At 46.4% G+C, this 25754-nt stretch carries 34 protein-coding genes and 2 pseudogenes; 16 read left to right on the top strand and 20 right to left on the bottom strand.

Features of this window, described 5'->3' with window-relative positions:
- The first annotated feature begins 58 nt into the window (after positions 1–58).
- Complete coding sequence (locus Xsze_RS20680; RefSeq protein ID WP_143707598.1) at positions 59–1357, top strand: T6SS phospholipase effector Tle1-like catalytic domain-containing protein; 1299 nt, start codon at positions 59–61, stop codon at positions 1355–1357.
- A gap of 3 nt (positions 1358–1360) precedes the next feature.
- Entirely contained in the window at positions 1361–2149 is a 789-nt protein-coding gene (locus Xsze_RS20685; protein WP_422645810.1) for a T6SS phospholipase effector Tle1-like catalytic domain-containing protein, read from the top strand.
- Positions 2150–2225: 76 nt separating this feature from the next.
- Here the strand turns inward: Xsze_RS20685 and Xsze_RS21930 are convergent, their stop codons facing one another.
- The 11 genes from Xsze_RS21930 to Xsze_RS20735 all read right to left on the bottom strand — a co-directional run bounded on the left by Xsze_RS21930 (position 2226) and on the right by Xsze_RS20735 (position 11054).
- Positions 2226–2435, bottom strand: coding sequence for a hypothetical protein (locus tag Xsze_RS21930; protein ID WP_143707599.1), 210 nt, complete (start codon positions 2433–2435; stop codon positions 2226–2228).
- A gap of 135 nt (positions 2436–2570) precedes the next feature.
- The gene (locus tag Xsze_RS20690) at positions 2571–2924 is read right to left on the bottom strand and encodes a Thoeris anti-defense Tad2 family protein (protein WP_038241361.1); all 354 of its coding nucleotides are present in this window, start codon (positions 2922–2924) and stop codon (positions 2571–2573) included.
- Between the two features lie 3 nt (positions 2925–2927).
- Entirely contained in the window at positions 2928–3116 is a 189-nt protein-coding gene (locus tag Xsze_RS21935; RefSeq protein ID WP_143707600.1) for a hypothetical protein, read from the bottom strand.
- Positions 3117–3134: 18 nt separating this feature from the next.
- Positions 3135–3737, bottom strand: a complete 603-nt coding sequence (locus Xsze_RS20695; protein ID WP_051462571.1) for a VRR-NUC domain-containing protein — start codon at positions 3735–3737, stop codon at positions 3135–3137.
- 194 nt (positions 3738–3931) lie between these two features.
- Positions 3932–4219, bottom strand: coding sequence for a hypothetical protein (locus tag Xsze_RS20700; RefSeq protein WP_038241358.1), 288 nt, complete (start codon positions 4217–4219; stop codon positions 3932–3934).
- 36 nt (positions 4220–4255) lie between these two features.
- A complete protein-coding gene (locus Xsze_RS20705; protein WP_051462570.1) occupies positions 4256–4687 on the bottom strand; it encodes a hypothetical protein in 432 nt (143 codons plus the stop codon).
- Positions 4684–5904 carry a hypothetical protein gene (locus tag Xsze_RS20710; protein WP_143707601.1) on the bottom strand — a complete coding sequence of 407 codons (1221 nt, stop codon included), beginning with the start codon at positions 5902–5904 and terminating at the stop codon, positions 4684–4686. Before Xsze_RS20710 ends, Xsze_RS20705 begins: the two co-directional genes overlap by 4 nt.
- A 238-nt stretch (positions 5905–6142) precedes the next feature.
- The gene (locus Xsze_RS20715; RefSeq protein ID WP_051462568.1) at positions 6143–7222 is read right to left on the bottom strand and encodes a helicase C-terminal domain-containing protein; all 1080 of its coding nucleotides are present in this window, start codon (positions 7220–7222) and stop codon (positions 6143–6145) included.
- Positions 7219–7437 (bottom strand): hypothetical protein, encoded by a 219-nt coding sequence (locus Xsze_RS22295; RefSeq protein ID WP_169924460.1) that lies wholly within the window; start codon positions 7435–7437, stop codon positions 7219–7221. Before Xsze_RS22295 ends, Xsze_RS20715 begins: the two co-directional genes overlap by 4 nt.
- A gap of 291 nt (positions 7438–7728) precedes the next feature.
- Positions 7729–8484, bottom strand: coding sequence for a DEAD/DEAH box helicase family protein (locus tag Xsze_RS20730; protein ID WP_051462565.1), 756 nt, complete (start codon positions 8482–8484; stop codon positions 7729–7731).
- Complete coding sequence (locus tag Xsze_RS20735; protein ID WP_244431865.1) at positions 8481–11054, bottom strand: N-6 DNA methylase; 2574 nt, start codon at positions 11052–11054, stop codon at positions 8481–8483. The genes Xsze_RS20730 and Xsze_RS20735 overlap by 4 nt, the downstream gene beginning before the upstream one ends.
- Positions 11055–11075: 21 nt before the next feature.
- Here Xsze_RS20735 and Xsze_RS22300 point away from each other — a divergent pair, with 21 nt between their 5' ends.
- A complete protein-coding gene (locus Xsze_RS22300; RefSeq protein ID WP_167331025.1) occupies positions 11076–11408 on the top strand; it encodes a hypothetical protein in 333 nt (110 codons plus the stop codon).
- Positions 11409–11444: 36 nt separating this feature from the next.
- On the opposite strand, the gene Xsze_RS20740 is transcribed toward Xsze_RS22300, so the two are convergent.
- Positions 11445–12286, bottom strand: a protein-coding gene (locus Xsze_RS20740) for an IS5 family transposase (RefSeq protein ID WP_099139183.1) whose coding sequence is annotated in 2 segments (ribosomal slippage) — positions 11445–11944 and positions 11944–12286 — 843 coding nt in all. Because the reading frame shifts where the segments join, the coding sequence is not laid out codon by codon here.
- Positions 12287–12389: 103 nt separating this feature from the next.
- Here Xsze_RS20740 and Xsze_RS20745 point away from each other — a divergent pair.
- The 8 genes from Xsze_RS20745 (at position 12390) to Xsze_RS20780 (ending at position 16818) form a co-directional block, all read left to right on the top strand.
- Positions 12390–12803: a hypothetical protein gene (locus Xsze_RS20745; RefSeq protein WP_099139184.1), complete on the top strand. Its 414-nt coding sequence runs from the start codon at positions 12390–12392 to the stop codon at positions 12801–12803.
- Positions 12804–12835: 32 nt separating this feature from the next.
- On the top strand, positions 12836–13213 hold the full coding sequence (locus Xsze_RS20750) for a hypothetical protein (protein ID WP_051462559.1): 378 nt from the start codon (positions 12836–12838) through the stop codon (positions 13211–13213).
- A gap of 200 nt (positions 13214–13413) precedes the next feature.
- A complete protein-coding gene (locus tag Xsze_RS20755) occupies positions 13414–14019 on the top strand; it encodes a hypothetical protein (RefSeq protein WP_143707603.1) in 606 nt (201 codons plus the stop codon).
- 75 nt (positions 14020–14094) lie between these two features.
- On the top strand, positions 14095–15108 hold the full coding sequence (locus Xsze_RS20760; RefSeq protein WP_051462557.1) for a hypothetical protein: 1014 nt from the start codon (positions 14095–14097) through the stop codon (positions 15106–15108).
- 271 nt (positions 15109–15379) lie between these two features.
- Positions 15380–15682: a hypothetical protein gene (locus Xsze_RS20765; protein ID WP_038241315.1), complete on the top strand. Its 303-nt coding sequence runs from the start codon at positions 15380–15382 to the stop codon at positions 15680–15682.
- Positions 15683–15752: 70 nt separating this feature from the next.
- Positions 15753–16064 carry a hypothetical protein gene (locus Xsze_RS20770; RefSeq protein ID WP_038241313.1) on the top strand — a complete coding sequence of 104 codons (312 nt, stop codon included), beginning with the start codon at positions 15753–15755 and terminating at the stop codon, positions 16062–16064.
- 57 nt (positions 16065–16121) lie between these two features.
- Positions 16122–16445, top strand: coding sequence for a hypothetical protein (locus Xsze_RS20775; protein WP_038241311.1), 324 nt, complete (start codon positions 16122–16124; stop codon positions 16443–16445).
- A 64-nt stretch (positions 16446–16509) separates the two neighbouring features.
- Positions 16510–16818: a hypothetical protein gene (locus Xsze_RS20780; RefSeq protein WP_038241309.1), complete on the top strand. Its 309-nt coding sequence runs from the start codon at positions 16510–16512 to the stop codon at positions 16816–16818.
- Between the two features lie 154 nt (positions 16819–16972).
- Here Xsze_RS20780 and Xsze_RS20785 read toward each other — a convergent pair whose 3' ends face one another.
- From Xsze_RS20785 to Xsze_RS21940, 4 genes are all read right to left on the bottom strand, one after another.
- Entirely contained in the window at positions 16973–17281 is a 309-nt protein-coding gene (locus Xsze_RS20785; protein WP_038241301.1) for a type II toxin-antitoxin system RelE/ParE family toxin, read from the bottom strand.
- 5 nt (positions 17282–17286) lie between these two features.
- A complete protein-coding gene (locus Xsze_RS20790) occupies positions 17287–17547 on the bottom strand; it encodes a type II toxin-antitoxin system Phd/YefM family antitoxin (RefSeq protein ID WP_038241299.1) in 261 nt (86 codons plus the stop codon).
- 109 nt (positions 17548–17656) lie between these two features.
- Positions 17657–17848, bottom strand: a complete 192-nt coding sequence (locus tag Xsze_RS20795) for a hypothetical protein (RefSeq protein WP_038241297.1) — start codon at positions 17846–17848, stop codon at positions 17657–17659.
- Positions 17849–17999: 151 nt separating this feature from the next.
- Positions 18000–18206: a host cell division inhibitor Icd-like protein gene (locus Xsze_RS21940; protein ID WP_339352215.1), complete on the bottom strand. Its 207-nt coding sequence runs from the start codon at positions 18204–18206 to the stop codon at positions 18000–18002.
- Positions 18207–18826: 620 nt separating this feature from the next.
- Between Xsze_RS21940 and Xsze_RS20800 the strand changes: the two genes are divergently transcribed.
- The 3 genes from Xsze_RS20800 to Xsze_RS20810 all read left to right on the top strand — a co-directional run bounded on the left by Xsze_RS20800 (position 18827) and on the right by Xsze_RS20810 (position 21174).
- Positions 18827–19474 carry a hypothetical protein gene (locus tag Xsze_RS20800; protein ID WP_038241295.1) on the top strand — a complete coding sequence of 216 codons (648 nt, stop codon included), beginning with the start codon at positions 18827–18829 and terminating at the stop codon, positions 19472–19474.
- 327 nt (positions 19475–19801) lie between these two features.
- Positions 19802–20053 (top strand): type II toxin-antitoxin system Phd/YefM family antitoxin, encoded by a 252-nt coding sequence (locus tag Xsze_RS20805; protein ID WP_038241293.1) that lies wholly within the window; start codon positions 19802–19804, stop codon positions 20051–20053.
- A 68-nt stretch (positions 20054–20121) separates the two neighbouring features.
- A complete protein-coding gene (locus Xsze_RS20810) occupies positions 20122–21174 on the top strand; it encodes a PDDEXK nuclease domain-containing protein (protein WP_038241291.1) in 1053 nt (350 codons plus the stop codon).
- 339 nt (positions 21175–21513) lie between these two features.
- Here the strand turns inward: Xsze_RS20810 and Xsze_RS20815 are convergent, their stop codons facing one another.
- From Xsze_RS20815 to Xsze_RS20825, 3 genes and pseudogenes are all read right to left on the bottom strand, one after another.
- Positions 21514–22389, bottom strand: coding sequence for a RepB family plasmid replication initiator protein (locus Xsze_RS20815; RefSeq protein WP_038241289.1), 876 nt, complete (start codon positions 22387–22389; stop codon positions 21514–21516).
- A gap of 436 nt (positions 22390–22825) precedes the next feature.
- Positions 22826–23294, bottom strand: a pseudogene (locus Xsze_RS20820) (TIGR02594 family protein).
- 20 nt (positions 23295–23314) lie between these two features.
- Positions 23315–23590 carry a hypothetical protein gene (locus tag Xsze_RS20825; RefSeq protein WP_038241287.1) on the bottom strand — a complete coding sequence of 92 codons (276 nt, stop codon included), beginning with the start codon at positions 23588–23590 and terminating at the stop codon, positions 23315–23317.
- On the opposite strand from Xsze_RS20825, the gene Xsze_RS21945 reads away from it, so the two are divergent.
- Positions 23584–23808 (top strand): hypothetical protein, encoded by a 225-nt coding sequence (locus tag Xsze_RS21945; protein ID WP_038241286.1) that lies wholly within the window; start codon positions 23584–23586, stop codon positions 23806–23808. The genes Xsze_RS20825 and Xsze_RS21945 overlap by 7 nt on opposite strands.
- Here the strand turns inward: Xsze_RS21945 and Xsze_RS20830 are convergent.
- Complete coding sequence (locus Xsze_RS20830; RefSeq protein WP_051462555.1) at positions 23775–24632, bottom strand: defense against restriction DarA-related protein; 858 nt, start codon at positions 24630–24632, stop codon at positions 23775–23777. The genes Xsze_RS21945 and Xsze_RS20830 overlap by 34 nt on opposite strands.
- Positions 24633–24965: 333 nt before the next feature.
- Between Xsze_RS20830 and Xsze_RS22980 the strand changes: the two are divergent.
- Positions 24966–25754, top strand: a pseudogene (locus tag Xsze_RS22980) (transposase); the annotation flags it as partial.

The following is a 25754-nucleotide window of genomic DNA, read 5'->3' on the forward strand; positions in this document are numbered from 1 at the left end:
GTCTTTGCCCCACCCCCGTTTCCCGAGGGCGGACGATTAAACCTCACTCACGCCCAACTTGTCGGCAATTACCGCCGACGCAACAAAGAAAATTGGGCATATCAAAGGACTGATAAAAAAACGCATGGCCTGTGTCAAAACCCTGCATATCAGCCTCTGTTTTGACGGCACCAATAACAACAAAGATAACGATAAATCCGCTGAGCCACGGCATCCCACCAATATCGCCAAGCTTTATGACACCAGCTATGCTGATGAAAAAGAGTATTTTGCCTATTACATGCCCGGTGTCGGTACCCCCTTTCCTGAAATTCGCGAATTCCAGTACAGCTCTGAAGGGTTAAAGTATGCCACCAGCGGCGAAAACCGGATAAACTGGGCTATTATGATGCTTTGTCGGGCGTTGCTGAGCGCGCTCAGGATACCCGATTACTCGGATGATGATTATCGTGGGTTTGTTGACGCCATGTCCACCAACTGGGTGATGGATAATGGCCATGCAAGGCGCCAAAGCACCCTGGACAACATCATCAAAAGCAAACAAATTCTTGAAAAAATAGTCACCACAAGACCCAAAATTCTGGGCATTAAATTATTTATCTACGGTTTTTCTCGCGGCGCCGCGGAAGCCCGTGCCTTCGTCAGCTGGTTAAGTCAGTTAACCGACACCACAAAAAACAAACATAACCCGACCCTGTTAGGATTGCCGATAAGTGTCGAGTTTTTAGGGGTGCTGGACACCGTTCCCTCGGTGGGTATCGTGCATTTGGTGCCGTCGTTTACCGGGCATATGGACTGGGCCAACGGCACCCAGCAATTGCCAAACGAAACCCAGTATCCCAACTTTGTCCGATGTTGCCGTCACTTTGTGGCCGCCCATGAACAGCGCCTGTGTTTCCCGGTTGACTCCGTTCGTCGCCCAAACAATAAAGAAACCCAGGCCAGCCATTACCCGGGCAATACCGTCGAAATTGTCTACCCGGGGATGCATTCCGATATCGGGGGCGGCTACCCCGTCAACGACCAGGGAAAATCACGGGAACGTGACAGTGAAATCCTCTCGCAAATCGTGTTGCATGATATGTATCTTGCCGCCTTTATGGCTGGCGCGCCCCTCAAGGTCAGCCCCATATTGGAAAATATCGTTAACAGTTCACCGTTAATTTATCTCATGTCTAGCGAAAATTTAGATGAATTTACAGTCAACAATGCCCTTGTCGACCGTTTTAATTCATGGCGAAAAACCCTCGGAATTTCACACACCACACAGGCCAATAATGACGAGTACACCCCGGTCAATATTAATCGCCGGCTGGAAGAGGTCATCAAGGAGCAGATGGGCTGGATGACCGCCTGACGTATCAACCGCTATGCGGAAGGTCACTATCAACAGCAACTGTTTTTTCGCAGTGCGGAAGAATGGGATAAGAACACCATCGACCAGGAAAAAGAAAAACGTGAAGCTGAGAATAACGCGGTGAACAAAGCCGTCAGTAAACGGGATGATGACAAAGCCCAAAATCGCCCCGTGTCGGCACAGTACCTGGCAGGCAAACCGCTTTTTGAAAGCAAACGGGATAAAACCCAGCTCTCAGAGGCCGCAGCTGAATTCCGGTCGGACTATCACAACCATATTCGCAATTTCAATGATCGCCCGTTGTACATGGTGCTGGATGTCATTCCCAAGTACACCATGTACTTACTCAATTCCGATGATGAAGAAGTGGAATATGCCGAAATAAAAGCGGCGGGCGAAAAATACAAGCAATTACTTTTTCAGGAAAACGGGGAACCATCAAAGGATAAGGATTATTGCAATATTGTCGGACTCTTTGACGACCAGGTTCATGACTCGCGCGCCTGGTTTATGCATTTTGAAACCGGGGCATGGGAGCCTTGGGCAGGGTATTTCCGCTACCGGATGATATATTTTGGCGAGCAGACCAACAAGGCCCTTTCCCCCATTGCCACCATTCCGTTTATGCCGGATGCCGAAAAATTATTGCAGCCGACAACGGACGCCGCAGAGCTGCTGACCGCCACCCGCACGGTGGCCCGACAGAATCAGATGAAAGATATGCGCCAGAAGTTAACGGAACTGCTGATTAACAGTGACAATGACGGTAAAAACGTCGGCGTCGCCAGTTAGATAAGAATGGAATGGGAGAGTAAGCTCAAATCGCCCATTCACCCTCACCAGCACACCGTAAATCGATATCAGGCCGTTATCGCTCTTCATTCCATTGCTTTTCGGTCATTTTGCCCAAAAAACTCACCCCAATCGTGGTGGCATCGGCTCGGATACCCAGGCTCATTCTGGCTTCCAATAGCCTATGATGCGTCATTCTTGGCGTCGGATGTTTGACGATCACGGATTGGGTTTCCAGCCCTGGATGACTGAACGAGACATTGAAGTAATAGGATTTCGTTGCCATGTCAAAAAATATATTCTAACTAACTCTTTATTTAAAAAATGAAAAAGCACTCACGCACTCTCTGCCGGCGTCCATCCATGATGACCCGCCCCACTTCACTAATGGATATCGCCGCGGCGCACCAGATAAACCCGATTATGCACGACAGACCGCCCAGTTATCGGCCAGCTGATCCTGAACAGAAGGGTGCCAGGAAATCGAGATACCTTCCGGCGAGATAAATAAGAATTCGGCACGGTCGTCTTTCCTGCGTTTATCACTGTGCAATTTCACGTGTCCCCCCGCCCAGTTCATTCGATAAACACGGGAATCTCGCCGGATCATGAGGCTCAACGCGGCCGGGTAATCCATTAGCCTGACATTCGGGGTGCTTTCCCCATGAGGGCGCTCTGAGTGGGTTGGCCATTTCGCGGCAAAAAGACGGTTGAGAATGGATTTTTGTTCCTCAGACAAATCCTGCGCATAATCAGAGGTTGCCCGCCGGATCATGGCTCATAAGTTTTTTATCCCACCCACGGCGTAATGCAGGCCCGCTTTATTGATGTTGGCCCGTTCAAATAACTGATGCGCCCATACCTTTTTTCCTGGATTTTCGACAGAGAGTTCAAGCAGACAGGCCATACAGTGAGCCACCTTCCGTTTCGTGGACTGACGTTTAAGGGAAGGTTGACCTGTAACCATTCATAGAATAATTCTTCATTAAATTACATCGCCTTGCTCCTTCCACAAATGATCATGTTGATGCGCACTCAGGGATTCCCCGGCTGCCAGACACCCATATTGAGTGACCACTTCTATTGCTTCGTGTTCACCATAGACCTCCACACAGTAGAAGCCATCCTCTGATAACGTATTCAGCCAGTGTTTTTGTTCTTTTGAGGGTTTATTCGTGCCGTGTTTAAATTCAAGGCGCATACCGTGATAGCGGCCTCTGGCTAAATCAAGAGAAACGTCGGGATACCCTTTCCGTTGTCCTTCCGCTCTGAGGTGTTCACCGGTTTTTTTGTGCCGTAACCCACCGTTAGGCGTCGAATGCAAGCGCTGATAGATATCGGGCGTATGCAACTCACAGTAATGAAAAAAGCGAATCTGGGCGTAATGCTCCTGATTACCCTTCAGCAATTCAGGATGTTTATGGAGCTTTTCCAGCGCAACAACATGGGGAGAACGGACTTTGTTATTGGGTTTGTCCCAGTTTACCGGGGCGTTATTCGTGACAGATGTTTTACTCTGAGTGCACAGCCCTTTCTTCTTAGTCCTCTTGCAGTAATTGCCATACCATTCCTCGGAAGCCCTCAGCATTCTTACTCCAACCCCCTGACTATATTGCCCATTTTTAACCGTATCGAAACCTGCCCGCCTGAATGAAGGCGGGTTTTACGTAAATATCAACGCAACGCGTTAAAAGAAATACTAAATCTTTATTTTTATAAAAATAAAATAAATTCTAAACGTTTTTTAAAAAAAACCTCAATAAAAATATCGAATTTTCCCCATTAAATCAGGGGGATGTTATTTTCAGCCCGCGCCTTAAGGCGGTTGATGTTGAAATCCATAATGTCATCCCATTCTGGTATCGGACATTCCCGGGTTCGCCCCACTTTCACCCCATTCTCCGGCCGGACAATCCAGCACCAATTATCCGGGTGCTGCTTATCCCTTAGTTCGAACACCTTAAGATAAGCATTAAAATCCAGCGCATATCCCCGCGCCTCCGCCAGTGCCCTCAGTTCATCCAGTTTGTAATAGCGCTTTTTAGGGGTATCCTGGGCGTTATTCCTCATTTTCCCCTCCCCTGAATCATCGCTTCCATCTCCGCATCACAGGTAAGGTTCGGTATCCCCAGACGCCTCGTTCACCTCAAGCGTATGGTCATTGGCGTACACCGCCCCGTTTTCAAAACGCTCATTCGAATAAAGGTGGGCGGCCACGATAATCAACGCGGGGCGGCTCAGGGTATAAATCGCGGCCACATCGGTATCAACCAGGCCCCCAAACGCCTGCTCGCCCTGCGCAATAATCAGCGATTTCATACCCGGCCACCAGGCACCGAACGCCCGGTATAATCGCGGTTCTTTTTTCAGGCGGGTAATCAGATTGGTGATGTAAAATTCCACATACGCGTGCTCTGTCTTTGTCCCAATAGCTTCAGCCAACACGCTTTCCAGATAGGCTTCTGGGGGCTGAATAGTGTCAATCAGTGTCGTCATTGATTTTAATGCGCCCAGACAGGGCGCCGCTCCCTTATTCATTGTTCGTATTTTTGAATCACCGATAAAATGTCATCCAACGCATGGGCTTTTGAAATAAGCCACCAGCTGCCGGCCAATTCATCACCCGGATTACGGCCATTGTAGTACTTAGCGTCAAAATCCGCTTTCAGTTCCTCTTTGACCTCAAACAGTGCGCCCGCTTTGCCTCGGGTATCATTCAGGCAATAACAGCCATCCGGCGCGTAATCATAACGGTTAGCGCCCTTGCCGCCGCGAATAGCCGTGCTGTTGGTTTTCACCATGATGTTTTTTTCCAACTGGGCGACGCGGATTTCTTGGGCTTCCTGCTCGAGTCGGGCTTTCTCCGCATTGGCGTGATCCACACTCTCCTGCGTGAGAAGGCCGGCCTTCACTTGGATTTTATCCCAGAATGTGGCCTCATAGCGTGATTTGCTGTAGCGTGAGTGGATTTTATCGACCAATTCGTCACGTTGCTGAACCATCAAAAACAAGGATTCAGTGATTTCGAGTCCTTCAATAAAGCCCAGCGCCACCGCATCAGCAAATAAGTTGGCGAAATCCGTTGCAAACACCCCGCTGTCTTGTGTGTAATTGGCGTCAAAGCGTTGATACCCCGGAAAGGCCTGAACGCGTTCGACCACGGTGGCCAGATTCGCGTTTAACGCAGAGGTAAACATCCGGTAGGCTTGATGAGCGGCTGCCTTTCCATGCCCAGCAACCGTGTTGTTTATGCGCTCTGCAATGATCTGGCGTTGCTGTGACAATTCGCGTTCAAAATCCTCGGCATTGCGATACTGACTCGGCGCACGGTACGTTTTACACCCTAAGGCACTGCTGATAAACCGGGCTGCATCGTAGGCCCCGGTCTTTAAGAACTGCGCCAACTGCTCCGTTCCCGTCCCCAGCATATTGGCTTTATCATCACTGTACGCATTCAATTTACTGCGTAGGTATTCTGTAATCAGCTCCGTAATCAATGACGGGCTAGCGGTTTCGCCATAACCGGCCATCGCCGTTTGATAGTGATCACCGAACAGCGCCGTTGCCAATCCAGAAACCAAAGAAGACTGACGATGTCCCCGGTAATATTCAGCCACTTTGGTTTTCAACACGTCATCGCCAGAATCAGGGTAGACAATGTTGTCCGCATTCTCTTGCAACCACGTTTTTTTATCATTCAATAATGTGTGGTATAAGTCGTATGCCTGAAAATCCCCCTCCTTTCTATAAACCACTCCCCTGTCTTTTAAGAATAAATCACCGGATTTAAGATAGTGGGAAAATTGTTGCTTATTCAGGCGTGATGGCACGTTTTCAATATGTACACCCCCAAACATTCAGGTTTTTAAGGCCACTTCGCTCTCTGAAAAATCAGCTTCAGCGGCTAAATTCGTCACCGGGAGGGTTACCGACTGATGCAGTGTGGCATCGTATTCATCACACCATAATTGCTCGACGGCGGCGAGACCGGTATCAATATTGATGGCCTTGAGCCGCATCCTTACGGTAGCTGTATTGATTCCTGAGCATCCAGCAGTGATAAACCCGCCCTGTGCGAAAGCGTCGTTTATCTTTTGCCACATAATATTCAGACCCACGATCTAAAATATCCGATTCAACGTCTAAATAACCGGCCTCAATCGCGTGTTTGATTTCTGGCCGTAACCGCTTAATGAGGTTCTCCGATTTACGCATCCGGGTCAGTAAACGTTCCTGTTTCGTGATGACATCCTTGTATTGAGCAATCTCCGTTTTAAGTTCTTTCTGCGATTGCGCCGACTGATACGCCTCCTGGTTCAGCTTGGCTTGCGCCGCTACCATTTTGGCCTGGCTGGCCTGAAGGGTGTCTTCGACCGACTGGGCATTTCCTTTGCTAGCGTGTTGCGCCTTCAGATAATTCGCCAGATCAATCTCTGCCCGCTGTTTGGCTTTTTCACGGGCCAAGGTTTCGGCTTTCTCAATTTGTTCGCGGCGGATACGCTCCCGCGCTTCGGGATCTGAGGCCAGCAGTAACCGCATTTCTTCTGCGCTGTTGGCATCGGCATTCGCCATCTTTGCCGCCTCTGACGTGAGAATATCGGTGATCCAATTGGCCTTGCGTTGCATCGTGTCTAACCGAAACTCATCAAATGACCCTTTACCGCAATAGTAATACGCCTTGACGCTCTCACTACTGGATCCTACACGCGCCCCGCGGCCGTTTCGCTGGTTCAGTGAAGCCGGTGTCCAGGGGAGGGTTAAGTGGTACATCGCCGTGGTGCCAATATGCAGGTTGATGCCGACCTCCGCCTTCTTATTACAAATAATGATCGGCGTTCGGCCTTCATTGTAGCCCGAGGCAATTTTTTCTATCCCGCTCAGCGAAATCTCATTTTGGGCGGCCACATATTCATCAAACGCGGCTTTTTGCGCGTCATATTTCGCCAGCTGCTCCGGGGTCGCGTCTTCTTTCGGTTCAGCAGGACGTTTCACTTTCTTCAGTTTTTTCGTATTGGCTTTAGCCGCCTGTGCCACCGTGGTGGCATTCAGGATGCCAATATCCTCCCGTTTCATGCCCAGCGCCCGGGCGAGCATACGACGTAATTTTTCATGCTGGGTTTTTTCATCAGAAAAAATGATCTGCTTCCCGCCATCTCTTTTTTCAGGTTCGCGATCAGCTTCGAGTATTTTGGCGGGATGGGGTGCGAAATATCATATTCACTCAAGCCAAACATCGCTAAGCGCTTAATCACCTCCATTTCGTATAATTCTGAAACGACCAAGGCCACAAATTCCCCTCTTCCCGCACCACCGCATCGGCACTGGCCGTGAGGGTGTCATCTTCATCCTCATCCATTTCCGTCACGCTGATGGGCAAATCCTCCCGCAACGCGTTAACCGCCGCCTGATGGGCGTGATGAAACCGGAATGTCACAGTGCAATTGTATAAATCTGGATCCGTACACACCCGGTCCATGTCCCGGATAATTGAAAAGATGGAATCGTCTGGTTTGTCTCCGTCCTCATCCAGGCCCGGTATTTTCGGTTTGGATAACGCCTCCGCCCGCTCACGCAGCTCTTCATATACCGCTTGCTAATAGGCCGTCATCGGCACGGATTCGGTCTGCGTGACCACCGCCGGGGCTGGACACATCCTTCGCTTCTTTCAGCGTCGCCCAGCGGTGGAAGATGCCGCGTAAGCCATCCAGGTTCTGGAACCCGACTAACCCCAGCTTGGTTTCAATCTCCCCCGATATTTTTTGCACATCCACATACTCAGTCATCCCGAACACCTTTACAAAATCATCCGGCGTGTAAATGCCCATGCGTTGCCATTCCTCCATGGGCACGATATGCGACAGCATATTGAACGCATCAATCGGGCTGTTAACGAGGGGCGTCGCCGTGAGCATCACCGCCCCGCGGCCGTTATTCTGCCGCATCAGATAAGCATTCTTGACGGCCATATCACGGGCGGATTTCGCCAGTGCTGACGTTGGCAGGTACGCCAGCTGTGACGCCTCCTGACCGACAGAATAGCTGTTACGGTAGTTATGGCCTTCATCGATAATCGCATTATCAAAGCCCATGTCTTCAAAATAGGGGTAATCCTGTTTTTTCTGACTGCCGGTATTACTGCCATCCGCCAGGATGCTGTTTTTCTTCTGTGCATCCCGGTGCTTTTGTCCGTCGAGGTTGACACGCCCCGATTCAGCCATCGCAAACAACACATCATACGCATGGTCATTGATTGTCTCTTCTCGCAACGGAATGGCCGCATACTGCTCTTTCGTCATCACCACCGCGCGATAATTTGACTGCGGGATCCTGTTCATGCGCTCTTTAATCGTGGCGCTGCTGGCGATTTTGATGGCGTTACGGTAGCGCGGTTGCCCGGTTGCCCGGTTGCTTTATCCAACTCCGGCTGGCCGGTGGCGTCAAGCACCGGCACCTGACGGTGACGACCCTCATCATCAAAAATCTCATCCAAGCCCACGAATAAGAAGCTTTTTAAGGCTTCCTTGCTGTAGAAGGACTGCGCTTCGTGATACCAATTTTCCAGGACGGCTTTCGGCACCACAATCGGCGTTCGCTTGCTGCGGCCATTTTCAAAGTTATAGGCTTCCAAGGCCATACCGGTGGTTGTTTTCCCTAACCCGGTGCCAAAACCCAAAATTCCCCGACCATCTTCTGATAACCGCCTGACTTCGGCGTTTTGATAACCAAAAGGAATGCGTTTCCCAGAAATGCCACTGAGATTCAGGCTCGCACCAGAATGCTCATAAGGAATATAGGCATTGAACGCATCGTTATATTGCTGAACCAGGCCATCAATCTCATCATGCTGTCGGATCCAAACGTTAAAATCGTCCTCCAGTCGTTTGATCCGCTCCATATGAGCGGCCTCGTTCTGCCCACGCGGTTTGCTGCCGTTAAGGTAATTTTCAAGCTGATCGGCAAACCCGTCTTTGTCCCTGACCCGTTTATACTGCGGAATGACCTTGCCCGTTTCCTTATCCTTGGTCATGACCGTTTTGTGTCTGTACCCGACAAAGACCCCATTCTTGCCGCGATAATCCAGATCCGAGACCAGCTGTCCGTCTTCCACTTCCACTTTTTCGACATATTTCAGCGCGTCATAGCCTTGCTCGTTTAAAAACTCCAGTATCAGGCGGCGATCCATCCAACGCGAGTTCAGCGAAAACGAGATGTTATCCACCTCCGTCCATTGGCGTTTATGTTTGATTTCTGCCAGCTGGCGCAGGTAGTTTTCTTTAACGGCACCTTCACGGGCATACGGCAAGATGGCCATGATTTGGCTGTTCATCAGGCCAGTATCCCCACTGGTGGCTCTGTCCATCGGCAAAACATGGCCGTCGGCAGAAATCGCCACCCCGTCTTTACTGGCAAGCAATGCCAACAACGCATCGTCATTCGCCGGCAGCTCCCCCGTGTAATGCGCCCGAAATTCAGCCAAGGTGACCGGATCTAAGTCGATTTGGCTAAACAGGTGCCGAACGACCGCTTCGGGGTCGGTACGGTCATAGGCCTCCTGAATCCCGATATCCAGGGTGCCCTGTACCAGGTCAGACAACCGGCCGTCTTGGGTCACACTAGCTTTAAATTTCAACCAGTCTGCCCCGCCCTGCCCGGACACCTTCACACGGCGGCCACCGTGGGGATTTCCCCCGCGCGCCAGCTCATTTTGGATGAGCTGTTCGACCTGAGTGCGGACGATCTCCAGATATTCCCCGTCCGCGCCGAATGCCATTAAATCCTGCATGGCCGCAATGCGCTTTCCGATGAGGGAACCGCGCCAGGCTTTTTCACGCACGGCCGGCGACTGGCCTTGAGAGAACGTGAGTATTGCGCGGTATTCCGGTGGGAGCGTTTCCGGATAATCGTTTGCGATAGCCGAAATCTGCGCAAAGTTGAGGCTCAATACCCCTTCCGGGGTGGATAGGTGCGCCGACAGTGCTTCATACGTCGTGACACCGTAACGATCGGGATTGAGCTCCGTTGCCTTGGCGCTCGCATCATAAACCAGCCGGCCGGCGTCCATTTGATACCAGCGGCCATTGATAAACCGTTTTTCGCCTTCTGCCAGGGAGGAGAAAGCCGGTTCTATCAGGTTCAGTGCGTCCCAATCGATCCGTGATTCGAATTTATGCGCTAAGTTTTTCTTCATCTCACCGGCGGTTATCTGGTCATTTTTCACCACCAGCCGTTTAAATTTTCCTGAGCCTTCAATACTGGATTCACCGTGCTGGAATTTTCGCCCGTCCTGCTCAAACCATTTGCCCGTGAGATACGTATTCCACAGCACATTGGCGGATTTGAGTGCCGGATCCTCCGCAAGCAGAATTTTTTCGGCCAGCTTGACGGGATGTTTCCTCAGTATCCAGATATCCACTGCGGTGGCAGTGCCGTTCTCTTCAAATGTACCTGACGGCAGGCTATGCGCCCCGAGAAACTCCGCCTTACGGGAAACCTGTTCACGGAGTTTGGTGTACGTTTTCCCGCTAGTCATGCCATAAGGCACCACAATGCAAGCCAATCCGTTTGGCTTGATTTTGTCCAAAATACGCAGCACAAAATACACGCCCACATTTTTCACGTCTGAGTATTCCGGATCGAAATGGGCAAACCCACCCCGGCTGGCACCAAAAGGCACATTGCCCAGACAGCTGTCAAAATAATCATCCGGGGTATTCGCAGCAAGCTTTTCAAACGGGGAAATAGAAACCTGATCTTCCGGGTGCAACAGCTGGTTAATCCGGCCGGAGATGTCACTGATTTCGGTTGACGTACAGATAACCCCTTTCGGCTTGGTTTCCTGAAAGACCCCGGTCGCCGCGGAAGGCTCAAGCATATTGCCGGTATCGGCACCGTAGGCTTTTATCATGTCCCACATGCCGGCGGCGACATGCTGGGGAGTATAATACTCATATTCCGAGCCACCAATGCCCCCCAATCCGGTATAACCGGCCAAGATCTGGCGCTGTTCCGCCGTGAGCTGATGCCCGTCAACATCCGGCGGGAGCGAATCCAACAACGCCATCGCCGCCGCATTCGCTTGTTTTCGCGTTCGCTCAATGCTCACGCCCGCTTGCTTCGTAATGCCAAAGACGGCGGGCGTTTTAATGAGGCTGAACGGATAACGGCAATCAGTTCCTTAATACTGGTTATACCGAAGAATAAAGACGTCTTGGTACTGAAGGAGGTTGGGGTATTCACCAATGTTCACACCTATAAATAAAGGTTCAATAGAATGGGCGATTCTAGGCTATGTCCCTTAATTATTTAATCGTCTGTAAAAGAGCCGAATGCAGCCTAATTTCACCATGGATAAATAGTTTCGGGCTGTTTTTTCGTAACGGGTGGCAATACGCCGATTATTTTTAAGAAAACTGAAGCCGCGTTCAACAACATTGCGGTTACGATACGCCTGTTTATCAAATTGCGTGCGGCCATCTGAACGGCCTTTTTCGTTGATTTTATAAGGAATAATGCTTTTAATTCTCCGTTTACGAAGATAATGGCGGAGTTTTCTATCCGAATAACCTTTATCTGCCAGTACCGCCTTGCCACGCCGTTTCATGAAACCATTTTTACGTTGTATACCTATGCCATCAAGTAAAGGAATAGCGGATTGGCTTTCGTGAGCCTGCCCAGCCGTCAACATGATGTTGAGAGGGAACCCGTTTCCGTCTGTGGCCAAGTGGATTTTGGTGCCATAACCACCGCGTGAGCGACCCAGCGCATGATCGCCAGCGATATCGGGATGTTTTTTTGGGCTCCAGCGGCATCTTGACTGGCGCGAATATTACTGCCATCCAGACAAATCGCATCCCAGTCAATTAAGCCTTTTTCATCAAGGATGGATAATAATCGGTTAAATATCATGCTGATAATGCCCGATTTTGACCAGCGATTAAATCGGTTATAAACCGTTTTCCAGGGGCCATAACGTTCAGGCAAATCGCGCCATGGCGCCCCTGAACAAAGACCCCAAAACATTCCGTTCATCACTCGACGGTGTTCAACGTGGGGACGTCCTGCCCGCTTTGAATGGCGGGGTGGCAAATACGGTTCTATCAATATCCATGCTTCATCGGGAATGTCATAACGTGCCATCATCTTTTTCCAGTCATGAACTTAATGAGATGATAATACTCTCAATTTATATTAAGGGACACTGCCTAGTAAACCTTTAATTTATGACTGGCGGGAAATAACCGTGAAATCCAAAACGTCGTGGTCGCCGATCGACATTCTGCGTAAGTTACTGCCGGCTCATGCGGGCCATGATGACTTGCACGGCATTCCTATCGCCGGCAATCGCGGGGCTATCGTTGCCCGTTCGGGGATCACGCCCTACAAAAATAAACCGGCCAATCCCGATGTGTTCACCGCCCCCGGCGATGAAATCCCTGCCAGTGCCCAACTGCCTGAAGAACGGCTGTCGAGATATGCCATGTTGAGCATGATGGCCAAATCTCCGACCGTGGCCGCGGCCCTGAATATCCATATCGCCAATGCATTAAGCATGGACAAAAAATCCCGAGCCATCATCACGATTGCCCCAAAGACACCTCTGACACCGCACTCAGCCAGCACTGTCAAGCCCTGCAAGGTGATCTGGGGAAATTAATCAATACCAACCTACCCAACTGGGCGCGCATCATGACCGTGCTCGGCACCGCCTATCTCCGTTCCTATGCCGAAAAGGGCAAAGGCATTATTGCGCTGAACAGTGACTTTCATACCCTGCCGCATTTTGTGCAGGAATTTGTGCGGGGTGGCCAGCTGGCCGGGTTCACCGGTGATTTTTTATTGCACCCGGAGACGTATCAGCGCGTCCTGGCGCAACCGTGGGATCTCATTGCCATGAAGTTGCCCACGTGGGTGCCCAGTTATGACCACCGGCCCATGGTTTACGGCAGCAAAGGGTTCAGCCTGCTTTCATCCATCAACCAATCCCCCTACGGGAAACCCAGAATTACGGCGCCAGTTTTCTTGAGCATGCCTATGAGGCCTTCGTTAACCTGTGTGATGCCTTAAAGGCACTGAAAGCCACCCGCAATAACGCGGCCAAAATTGACCGTCTTGTGGCCCTGACCACCAACACCTTAGATCCTGCGCAAGCCGCCAACTATACCCGCTCCGTGACCCAGGGATTAAAACGCAATGCAGTCGAAATTCAGCGCCGGATGCGAAACGGTAACGCCCTGCCGACGGTGATGAACCATGTGATCCCGGTGATGGGCGACGGGAAAGGCGGCATTGTGATTGATACCCAAACCATCCCCGCCGATATTACCGGGATCGAAGATGTCATGTTTCACCTGCGCCAGCTGGCGGCCTCGCTGGGTATCGATGCCACAATGCTGGGCTGGGCCAATCAAATGAGCGGCGGTCTGGAGGAAGGGGGATGGCTGCAAACCTCCAGCAGTGCGGCTGAACGCAGTGACTGGATACGCCACGGCTGCACGGAGGCTATCCATCGCATCATTGATATTCACTGTGCCTTCAAATACGGCAAGGTGTTTCCGCCCAATGACCGCCCCTACCAAATCACCTTCAATTCCCTGAATACCGCCATTCAAGAGCAACGTAACCGTGAACTCGACAACCGGGCGAACTACTCTGCTCAGGTGGTGACCGTCGTTGATGCCTTAATCAATAACCCGAAAATGAGCGGCTCAGACACCTTCATGCAGTACACCCTGGTCGACATCATGGAAATTGATCCCGATACGGCTAAGACTATGATTAAGGAATTCAATGCCATGCAGGACATAACGGGGACAGTGACATGCTGGAATCCGCCCCAGCCAGCCCGCCTAAAATCGATATTGACTCCCTGAGTCATGACGAACTGAAAGCCCTCTTTGCCTTTATTACTCACTAACTCGCCGTTGTGCCGACGTTTAAGGAAAACCATGAATAATTTAACCACCGTCACAGACCACTTTTCCGTTATTGAGAATGTGCGGAAACACACCCCACAAAATGCCCGAAACTATGTCCTCAGCTCGGTGAAAGCCTCACTGGACAGCCACGAAGTGAAGGAACGGATGGCACTCGGGGAACTCTATGGCTTTTATGGCCATAACCGCCGCGAAGAATATTACAAACGCACGGGAGAGCTACGCTTGCCGGAAACCAGCTTTATCATGGTCGAGGGTAAACCGGTGGCGTTGGATAATGTGCTGTCTCACCGCACCGTGGCTGTCAGTATTGATGATGCCGGTATTGTGACCCATACGCAGGAGCTGTTAGATACGGATACCGGCCGCATTGTCAAAGGCATGGAACGCTCCCGGGCCGGGGGATGGAGTTGGGTTACCGGGGGCGCTGACAGTCCGTGGAAATCCGTTGTCCGCCGTTTCTATGGTTTTGATTATGCCACAACCCCCAACTACATCAGCCTTGACCGTGAAATCATGATGGCGGAATCGGTGTCAGACCGGCAAAGCCACATTGTCCGGACGTTCGTGAGCGCCGCCCTTGACCTCGCCGGCCATTTTGAAAAAATGCGTGAACACGACATGATGATTGAATCCGTGAACCGTGCCCAGACCGCGGAAGGGGAATTATTGATGCTGTCCGGCCAGTTGTTGGCGCTGAACCAAAAAATTAAGGCACAGGATGCGATGCTGGACGCTGCACAGCGCCAGACAAACCTGCGTCAGCGTTATCTCCGGTCCGCCATCGACAAATTGCCGATCTTCCTGTCTGAAGAACAAAAAAACGCCCTGTTGCAGATGGAAACCGAAAGTGACTTGCAGACCGTTGACGCTATTTTCGAGTCCGTCGGCAACGTGGATTTTAGCCTGCTCCCGTTAGGCCAGATGACACGCTATCAGCCCGCTCCTCATCAACGCGCTTCCGCCTCACTCAGCCAGACACCTATTTTTTCGCTCAAAGCATCAAAGCCGCCGAAATTTAGCTGAAAAAGGTAATTTATACCTCGCCTAACATTAAGACGAGGTTTTTTTGGTTAAATCCCCCTCAAAAATTACGATTTTATTTTTAATATAGACAGCTATTTTTTATTTTAAAAAAAAATTTATTTAATTGTCATTTGACTTATTTATGATAACTTAAAAACTGAAATCATCTATTCATTACCTGATGAAGGCATTTAAATAAATCCCATATCATTATTAAAAATTAAAACAAGAAACATAATAAAACATTAAAATAAAAACAGGAAAATTAAAAATGAAAAATATTACAATATTAATATCCACATTATTATTTTTTATAACAACAGCCAATGCCAGCCTAATTTGTAGAGTAGGAGACAAAGGTAAAATAACCAATATAGGACTAAGAGACAACGAATATCAATTTATAATTGTCATTGACAATGGTAGCGGTGTTATGTCCAGTTCGAATTTAGACAGTTTAAAAGGAAAAGGAGTTCTTGATTTGATTAATTCAGCGTATATAACAAAATCCAATATTATAATTGAAAGCTGCGATTCAGAGTACGAGTTTCTATCTTTCAAAATTTACAAGTGATTATTACAAGATACATAACCTACCAAGTAAAAAACACTTATATCATTTTATGATGATAGAGGAATATAAAATGAAATCATCAAAAATATTTATTACTTTTATTTTATTTATTCTTTCAATGCTTCTTATAACGAATGTCAGAGCAGACTCCTGCACACCAGGAATAAATGGTGAAATAAAAAGTATAGAGATAGACCCTGATGCTTATCACTTTGGCGTTAGTTTTGGAATTCATGAAAAGATTTTAATTTGGCGTAATTTACAAGAACCAGAAGGAAGAACGGCATTTGTCTTGTTAATGAATAGCCTTAATAAACCTTACTATTTACGTGTCAACGAGTGTCATGACAGCTATATTAAAGGGTTTGATATTTACAGTTAAATTTAATTTATAAATCAAATTAAAAATAACTTATATATTATACAAAAGGAATGAAAAATGAATTTCATAAAAAAAATCATTATTATTTTTCCATTGATATTATCAATGACATTAATAACACAATCTCATGCTAATGATTGTCTAATAAACTCCAAAGGAAAAATAAAAGATGTAAAAGTACTTGAAGATGGTCGCCATTTTTCCGTTAGCTTTGGGAATATGGAAAATGTTGAAATGTGGCGAAATCTTGACGACTACGAAGGATTATATGCACTTAGATTATTATCTTTTGGATTTAGAGAAAACTTAATGTTAAAAGTTGAATCTTGTCATAATAACCAGATCATTGCTTTTAGATTATATTCAAAAAAATTCAATTAGAACATCAAAATTAATTATATCGATAAATAAAATTCTTAAAAATTAAAGTTACAAAGGTGCAAAAATGAAAACATTAAAAATGATAATGATAATCTCATCATTTATATTTTCTATATTATCAATAAATAATGCTAACGCATATAATTGTGAAACGGGTATTAGTGGTAAAATAACTAAAATAACTGTAGATGAAGATGGAAGACATTTTTATGCTTCTTTTGGCGCGTATGAAAAAGTACCTTTCTGGTATAATTTTCAGGAGTCTGAAGGACAAGGAACGATTGATTTACTCATAACTGCATTGGCGAGTAATTCTACTATTGAAGTTATTGCTTGCTATAAAAACAGTGTTACTGCTTTTCAAATTCAGTGATAGATAATCTCAATTTTTAAACAGAGTTGAAATATACTTTCATATTAATTTAATATATTTTGATCCATTTTAAAAATCAAGCCCAATAGTCAACATCATCAATTAATTTTTGGGCTTTCTTCTAACAAGAAAAGCAAACATTATTTAAGGTCAATCATATCCCCTCACGTCCGTCCAGATGATTCACGGGCACCATACGTTTGTGTAAAACGCCAAAGACAACCGGTTGCTGTTCACGGAGCAAGTAATAAATGACATGACTGACATAGGGAAAACTCAATACTCCTGCCCCGACATCCGGTCTTTCTTTTCCCAAAGAAGGCGTTATTGCCAGCAAACATAAAGTTTGCTGAAGGCCGGACAGGTACTTTTCCGATTGTGCCTGACCCCATTGTTTTACGGTAAAGCGACGAATTTCAATCAGATCAGCCCGTGCATCCGGGGTTAGTCGATAGTTTTTCATTATGATTAATCATGCAGCCCTGATCTCAGCTCATTAAAAAAAGTTTCTCCATCAAGGATGTTACCCTCTTTGATATCAATGCTGGCCTGAACGGCTCTAGACTGGAGTAATTTTAGTCTGAGCACTTCAATACTTGCATATTCATCCATTGATATAACCACCGCCACGGGTTTTCCATTTTTATTTATCTGGATGGGCGCGCGCTGTGCTTTGAGCAGCATGTCGCCAAATTGGGTTTTGGCTTCATTGGCAGAAAGAGCATCCATAAATGTTTCCTCATAAGTGACAGTTCGATTCAATTAATATAAACGAATCGATCGATTTGTTCAATTTTAACGCTGCAAACAGAACTGAAATTATCCATGTCAATCACTCTCAGATATCTTCATCGCTCTGCAAATAGTCTTTCATCGTGATGAAACTCGCATTCAAATTATCTGCTAACAAAAACATTAACCCTTTCAGATCATGATCAACAGGCAGTGAATGAGCAAACGCTGAAAATGCCTTCACAATATTTTCATGGCGGGTAAGTAGGGTATCTGTGTTAGCGTCATCAGTAATCATATAGACCTCGCTCTTAGATTTATGTGATAGAAACGCCGCAGAATGCCAATCTGGGACGTTTTGCATCAAATCATGCAGGAAATATTCATGACGAAATTTTTTAATCGGTATTTTCAGCCGACAGCCATTAATTCAAGCTTTTGATCAAACATCATGCTGAATAAACAGGGACGCGGCCAGCATAGGTAAGCACATAGTGCGGAGCAAGAATACGGCGGGCTTCATCCAACGATCCCGCTTTGATGGTTACACGCTCAGGCATTGACTCTTGATCAGCACGTAAGTGCGCATAAAACAGGAATTTATAGGATTTTGGGCAAGGGTGTGTGGAATGATTATTATTAATAATGGCGGAAATCTCTCTATAGTGGTTATTTTAATCACCACCATCGAGGTTCCAATCTCGGATTGGCGGTGAGCTGAATGGAGTTGGAACTACCGGCCTATAGAGAGTCTACCGGCCAACCTTTCGGTTGCCCCATTCCGCCCACCATAATTCGGGTGTGCGAAGGCACTGACACAAAAAAAGACGCGAGTGCGTCTGTGCCTCTCTATAGTTATCTGGGGTTCCAATCCCAGCAGTAGGATTTATTACTGCTTTTCTAACATAATGCCTACCCTAGGATATGTCAACACATCTCTGACAAATTACAACATCGTATAAGTTGAAATTCTAAATAAAAATAAACAAAAAAAACAAAATATATATATAAATCAATAGTATTTACTATATAAATGAATAAGTTAATAAATAATTTATAACTTAATATATTGATCTGAGAGCCAAATTCCGTGTAGGGTTGTCCTTGTTTTACAGGAACATTCATCATACTACTGTATTAGTATACAGCAATTAATGTATAGGCGAAAAAAAAGCGCCAGTTCTCAGCTGACGCTCTTCTTTCCACCTCATAGATTAGGCGGTACTTTCAGGTATGCAAACAAGAAAGTAATAACAACTTATATTGGAAATGAAATATGCAAATTTCAGGCTATGGCTTAAAGATTGTGATCAATCACTTGCCTGTTGATATTCTTTCCCGTCCAGCCAAACAAATTTTATCCGTCGTCTCTGGGGTAGCCTCATCGACATCCGAGTACAAAATATACAAAACAAAACGTAACCTCAGTATAGAATGTGGAGCTTCCATTGCGACAGTGCGTCGTAACTTAAACAAAGCGGTATCCGCTGGCATACTGACGAAAACCTATGTGTTTGATCCGAAGGCAGGCCAACAAGCGACAGAATACAAATTCACCGATTTATTTCTCAAAGTTGCCCTGGACTGCATAAAAGCCATAAAAAAATTTCAGCATAAAGATATTCGCAAGGCCATCAACTGTATTACAGAGGCATTTCAATGCAAATTCAAACCACAAATGCAACCTGTACCCCCCGATCAAAATGACCGACAAAGAAAAGTCGAAGTTATAGACCAACAAGAAGAAAAGAAAAAGAGTATTCCGGTTAAACCGGAACAAAATTCTGTGAATGTAAAAACAAGTGCAACGGCCCTTGCTGAACGGGCGCGCTTGATTATGCAGAAAGCGAAAACATTAAACATGCTGAACGCAGTGAGTTTAGGAAAAAACTCACTAACTTTTTTAAGCGACAGGCATTTTTAGGTTCTAGTACTTCATGGCAATCCACCAACAAAAATCAGGCTGCCAGTGCGTCCTATCGTGATCGTGTTGACAAAGAGGCTGAACAAGCAAGACTAGAATCCGAATTACGGTTTGCAGCAGCAAAGGAAAAAGGATTCAACCAATTGAATAATTTGAAAAATATCATAAACATTCATTTTGGACATCGAAAATCTGTTTAAGATACAATCATAAAATTACCTATTTTTAGGTAAAACTAGTGATTAATTATTTTCAATAAAGAGACTTGTTAAAGGGTCTTATACTTTCTATACCAAGACTACTTAACAGGTCTTAGTGTGAGGATTTATGCCAAATATTATCTTGAGTGATACAAGTGCAAGTATCAGCGAGTTAAAAAAAAATCCAATGGCAACTGTGAATGCGGGTGTAGGTTATCCAGTGGCTATCCTGAACAGAAATCAGCCTGCGTTTTATTGTGTCCCTGCCGAACCCTACGAAAGGATGCTTGACTTAATTGATGATCAAGAACTTGCCAGATTGGCAAAAGAACGCGAAAACCAACAGCTAATTGATGTTAATTTGGACGATTATCTCTAAAGATTCTAAAATAAGCAAAAAATAGAAAGCCTATTCTGTTTATAAGTCATTAAAAAAGAAAGTAGATTATGACATTAGAACTACAAGTTTATACCTCATTACTCATTGATGTAAAAGAACGTATCCGCCGCGGTCAGTTGAGGGCGGTTCAAACCGTTAATGCGGAACTCATTCAAATGTATTGGGACATTGGCCACTTACTCCATAAGCGCCAGATGCTACAGGGGTGGGGAGCGGGGATCATTCCTAAACTAGCACGAGATATTGCTAATGAGTTACCTGAAGTAAAAGGTTTCTCCGAACGAAATCTAAAACGGATGCTGCGATTCTATCGAGAATACGCCTTTCTATCAAATGGGAATGAAAAAGCCACTTCAGAAATTGTGCCACAGGTTGTGGCACAATTGCCGTGGGGACACAACATCCTACTTATTGAGAAGATAAAAGATCAAACAGAGAGATTTTGGTATGCAGAACAGGTGCTGATACAGGGTTGGAGCCGTGATTCTCTGCTACAAATGATAAAAAATAATGCTTATACCCGACAAGGTGCAGTTGTGAATAACTTCAAAAGTCTGTTGCCCATCTCTCAATCCGAGTTGGTACAGCAAACTCTAAAAGATCCTTATATTTTTGATTTTCTCACTCTGTCAGAACCCTTTAAAGAACGTGAATTGGAAACAGAGCTGCTCAAACACCTTGAAAAATTCCTGCTTGAACTTGGCGAGGGATTTGCTTTTGTTGGGCGACAATATCCAATAACTGTAAGCGAACAAGATTACTATATCGATTTACTCTTTTATCATCTGAGGCTGAGAGCTTTTGTTGTTATTGAATTGAAACGAGGAGAGTTTAAACCTGAACATGCAGGTAAGATGAATTTTTATTGTTCTGTAGTCGATGACAAGCTACGGCATCCTACCGATCAACCTACTATTGGTTTGATTTTGTGCCAAACCAAGGATCAGATATTGGCGGAATACGCATTACGTGGAATACAAAAACCCATTGGCATTTCAGACTATGAATTAACCCGAACCTTACCAGAAGACTTGAAATCCAGTTTGCCAAGTATTGAAGAGCTGGAAGCCGAGCTTAGCCATAAAGATGAAGATAGTTAGGTTAGCAAAATCCGCCTTAGATCCTCGCCAGCACTGGGCTAGGGTTTACGGTGGATTTTGCTAATTTTGATCACCTTGTAGAAGATCCAATTACTCTGGCATGAGTAGGAATAACATGCCACCCAATTAGAATACACTTTCATTGTATTAGCTAGTCAAACCAGCAAAGAGTGTATTCTAATTGGGCTTCACAATAAGTTAATGCTCACGTAATACACACCAATTAAGTAACGAAAGTCATTGAAGCTTGAAAAACAATCTAAAAACAACGTAATAACCCAATTAGGATACACCTAAAAAGCCTATCAAGCCGCTTTACCCTTTTTGAATACACCATCATCATTGTTCTGGTTTTCCAGAAATCAGCTTTTTGTTTCTTGTATCTACGACATAATAAGTTTCACCATCTTTTCTAACAAAATTTCCTGACAAAAAACCAATTGATTCAAGCTTTTGAATACCTGTCTTAATTTTTCGGTTAGCTTCTTTTACAGAGGTGTTTAATTGCAAACGTTCCCTGAACCTCTCAAAAGATATAGGAATAGGTCGCTCAGGAAGAGCAACAAAATACAAGTAGAGACATTGAGCGACTTCAGCTCTAGGTAACTTATCCAACACCTTAAGGCTAACAAGAACCTGATAATCTAGACGATAAAGGTCCCATAAATTTTCATCCGCCATTAAAGACACTACATCCTCAAATTCGTCATATTCGGCTCTTAAAAGCAATCCTGTATGAACCCCTTTAGTGGCACCTTTTCGAATAAATGAGAGGCTTTGAGATTGTATACGGCCTAATGACTCACCAATCTGTCTTCTGAGATTTTTATCAAACCTACGGCTTGGATACGCACAGAATTTAGCAAATTCACTAAACTTTAAAGTAATTTTATTCGATTTTGCACCATAAGTACTAAACGCTAAAACAATTCCACACCATACTTTAAAGTCAGTTTCTACGTTTAACTTGTCACCACGGACACTTACTCGATCATAGCCTTCTTTTTGACAAAGCTCTAAGTCCCTAAGATCTTCTGAAAGATCCATTTCTACATACTTTGTTGAGCTTCTTCTGCCAATAGGCGTGAAAACACCCGTTCTGAGTAATACATTTGGTTGTACACTAGTTGTTGTATTACATGATAAAATTGGCATTTCAGTATTCAAAAATTCAGTTGGCGGTAAGAATTGATTATCTTCATTACTGTTATTCACAATTTAGTCCACATTTTGTTATTTCAAACCCAATTAGAATACACTCGTAAACCCAATTAGAATACACTCATAAACCCAATTAGAATACACCAAAAACCCAATTAGAATACACCAAAGCCCAATTAGAATACACCGTGTTCGCTCGAAAGCATGATAATAGAAGGGCTACAGCTATCCGGGATCTTTTAAAGGTACTTTAGGTACTCAAAGGATCTTAATATTGGATCTGCCTTGTGGATTTGTGGATAACTAAAATCAGTTATCATCAATCCCACACTACTTTTTCAATTAATAATAAAAAATTATTAATTGAAAAACATATTTTGTTTTTGTGAGTGTAGCTAAGATATAGCTCTAAAGCTTGAAATTTGTTTAAACAACTCACCATACTTAACTCACAGCTTTCTTTACTTATCGCTTATGCTTCACTTTCTGATCAGTAGGCAATTATCAAAGAAAATAACGTACTGTTTAGTGGCTCATTTGACGGCCACCGATAACCCAACACCCTTGATCCCGGAAATGATCGGATATTCACTTCATCTGACTGATTACCCCCTAAAATCACCACATCGCCATTCTCAGCCACGCCGACAACAAAACCGACATTACCTCCACCTGTCCGCGAGAAAACGGCTACACAGCCATAATAAGGCTTTTTTAAGGGCATTCCCCATTCAAGATAAGACTTTGCTGATTCAAACCGGCTTGATCGGATACCCATACGCTCCCACATAAGCGGCACACCACGGAGTTTCATCATCACGGATCCCTCCACGTTTAATCTCTTTCCACCATTGCAAAATAGCGGGATGATGTTGTTCCCCTTTGATTTCATGCACCCCGATATACTTATAAGCTTCTTTTATCCATCTGGGGGCGTATTCTTTGCTGACGTTGTCCATTGTCATTCCTTTCAGTTTTTTCAGGCGGCTAACTGCTTGCCGGTTTTTTCCCACCAGCGATCCGCGCCGTCGCAAATCTGGGGCATCGTGATAAACGTTGTGACGTAAGGCTCAAGGTTTTCAAGAACAGCGATAAAGGCATTCGTGCTGAACAGGCCATAACCCAGCTTCGCCATAATGACGGTGATTTCGTCCTGGATATCGAGTTGGGTGAGCGGATCTTCGATGACCAATCGGCTCAGCCAGTCTGACAGTTGATCCTGAAGGTCCAAAATTTCCAGTGGCGACAATGTCATGGTTATTGCCCCCCAGCCATGGAAGATCGGGCCACCGCCGCCAGAAACCCCGACAGGTGGTTCACCGCATCACTGACCAGCCCGGCATTTTCCTCGTACACCGTGGCTGCATTGAGGGCAGCGATAGCCTCACAGGTCTTCGCCCGAATACCGGCCAGTGCCTGAATATCGTGACTCTCCAGGTTCAGGATGGATTGCTGGAAGGTGATGGCGTCTGACGCAGCTTTATCCGCTGCGTTAAGCTCATTGCTTGCGCTGCCGTTATCACGGACCGGCATATCAGGGGGGCGGCATTATTTTGTGTTTTTGGGGTTGTGAGCTCGCTCAGCAGGCTTTCCGACTGTGCTCGCTGATTGCGTAATGTATCGTTGATAGCCTGCTGCTGAGATAAACGTCTTAACAGACTGGCGTGCTCAGATTGTTTGTTATCGATCCCCCGCTGTAGCGCATCCCCCTGTTCAATCAGCGCTACTTTTTGTCTTTCCAGTGCCTCAGCCCGCTCAAGCTCGGCCTCAATATCCGCTTTTACCCTGACGGCACTAACCGCCTGTCGCTGAAACTTCGCTGAGTTGCGTTCAATCAGGTTTGATAGGGACTGGCACACTTGAGGCAGGGAAATATCACGCCCGTTGATGGGGGCAACAACATGGGAGACATCCCATTTATTCAGCAAAAACCGGAACGCCGTCAGCACGTCACTATTCTGAATGTGGCCATTGTCACTGGTGGGGCTGTGGAAAATCACCGAGATGCTTTGTCCATCCGACAGGGGTATTTTGGCGGCCATTACCGGGATCACCCCGACCTTACGCACCCGGCCAATTTCCGCGCCCCCCACTGATGGGAGCCCGTTGTCGGTGGGGCCGGCCAAAATCCCCGTGCCTGATAGCCCCTGGTTCAGTTTGCGGATAAAAGCCCGCAGCGTGTTTGACAGGCGTATCCGGGTTGTTGTGATGCTCTCGAACATGGCGGTTTCATCGGAGACACCGGCATGGCCGAGGTAACCCTGTTCGATTTCCTCCAGTGAAACGATTTCCAGCATCAGGTCAGCGCCCCGGCCGTTGAAAAGCGCACTGAACTGGCTGTCTGTGGGGGAGTGAGCATAAAATCGATTTTATCGATAACCCGGATCGCTTTTTTTACCGCATAGTCAGTGACCATAACGTATTTCCCTTATTTTTTCGCCCAGACTGGCGATGGTTTCCCTCAGCTGCCGGGTGGTGGCTTGTTCTGATTTGAGGTCTGTGCGGGTTTTCTAATTCAGCAGCCACAAACCACCCGCTATGCGGGTGGTTCCAGATTATTGACAAAGTGCTGGTTTTTTATCCGGTACTTTGCTTTAATCAAATTCCGTTCACCCGACGGAGCTGCCGCCATGTTAAGAGTTCCCTCTCCCCAGACGTTTCCGCCCGAAACACTCTCACTTGATGACCTCGTCCCCCAAAACCATCTGGTTCGCAAAGTCGATGCCGCCCTTGATTTCGAATTTATCCGAGATTTAGTCGCCCCGTTGTATTGCCAAAATAATGGCCGTCCGGCTATCGATCCGGTGATGCTGATTAAAATGATGTTACTGGGCTATTTATTTGGGATCCCCAGTGAACGCCGGTTGGTTCAGGAGATCCAGGTGAATATGGCCTACCGCTGGTTTTTGCGGCTGGGGTTGACTGAAAAAGTCCCTGATGCCTCTACCCTCAGCCAAAATCGGCGACGTCGCTTCAACCACTCCGAGGTGTTCCAGTCCATTTTTGACAATATTGTCGAACAGGCTATCCGCCGCGGTTTGGTGGGCGGCCGGGTGCTCTATACGGACAGCACCCATCTGAAAGCCAGTGCCAATCCCCATAAAACTGAGCGCCTCCAGCGTCCTGTTCTTCCGGGCGCCTATCTGGACGAGTTGGAACAGGCCGTAAGTGAAGACCGGGCTCAATCCGGAAAAAAAAGTTGACGCCAACCCACAAGGAACGGCAAAAACAGATAAAAGTCAGTACGACTGACCCGGAAAGCGGTTTTATGCACCGGACGAACAAACCGACAGGATTTTTCTATCTCGACCACCGTACCGTGGACGGGAAAGCCAATATTATCATGGATACTTACGCCACCGCAGGCAATGTCCATGACAGCCAGCCGTTGATTGGGCGTCTGAAACGTCAGTTGGCCC

The sequence above is a fragment of the Xenorhabdus szentirmaii DSM 16338 genome, from assembly GCF_002632585.1.
Classification (GTDB): Bacteria; Pseudomonadota; Gammaproteobacteria; order Enterobacterales; family Enterobacteriaceae; genus Xenorhabdus; species Xenorhabdus szentirmaii.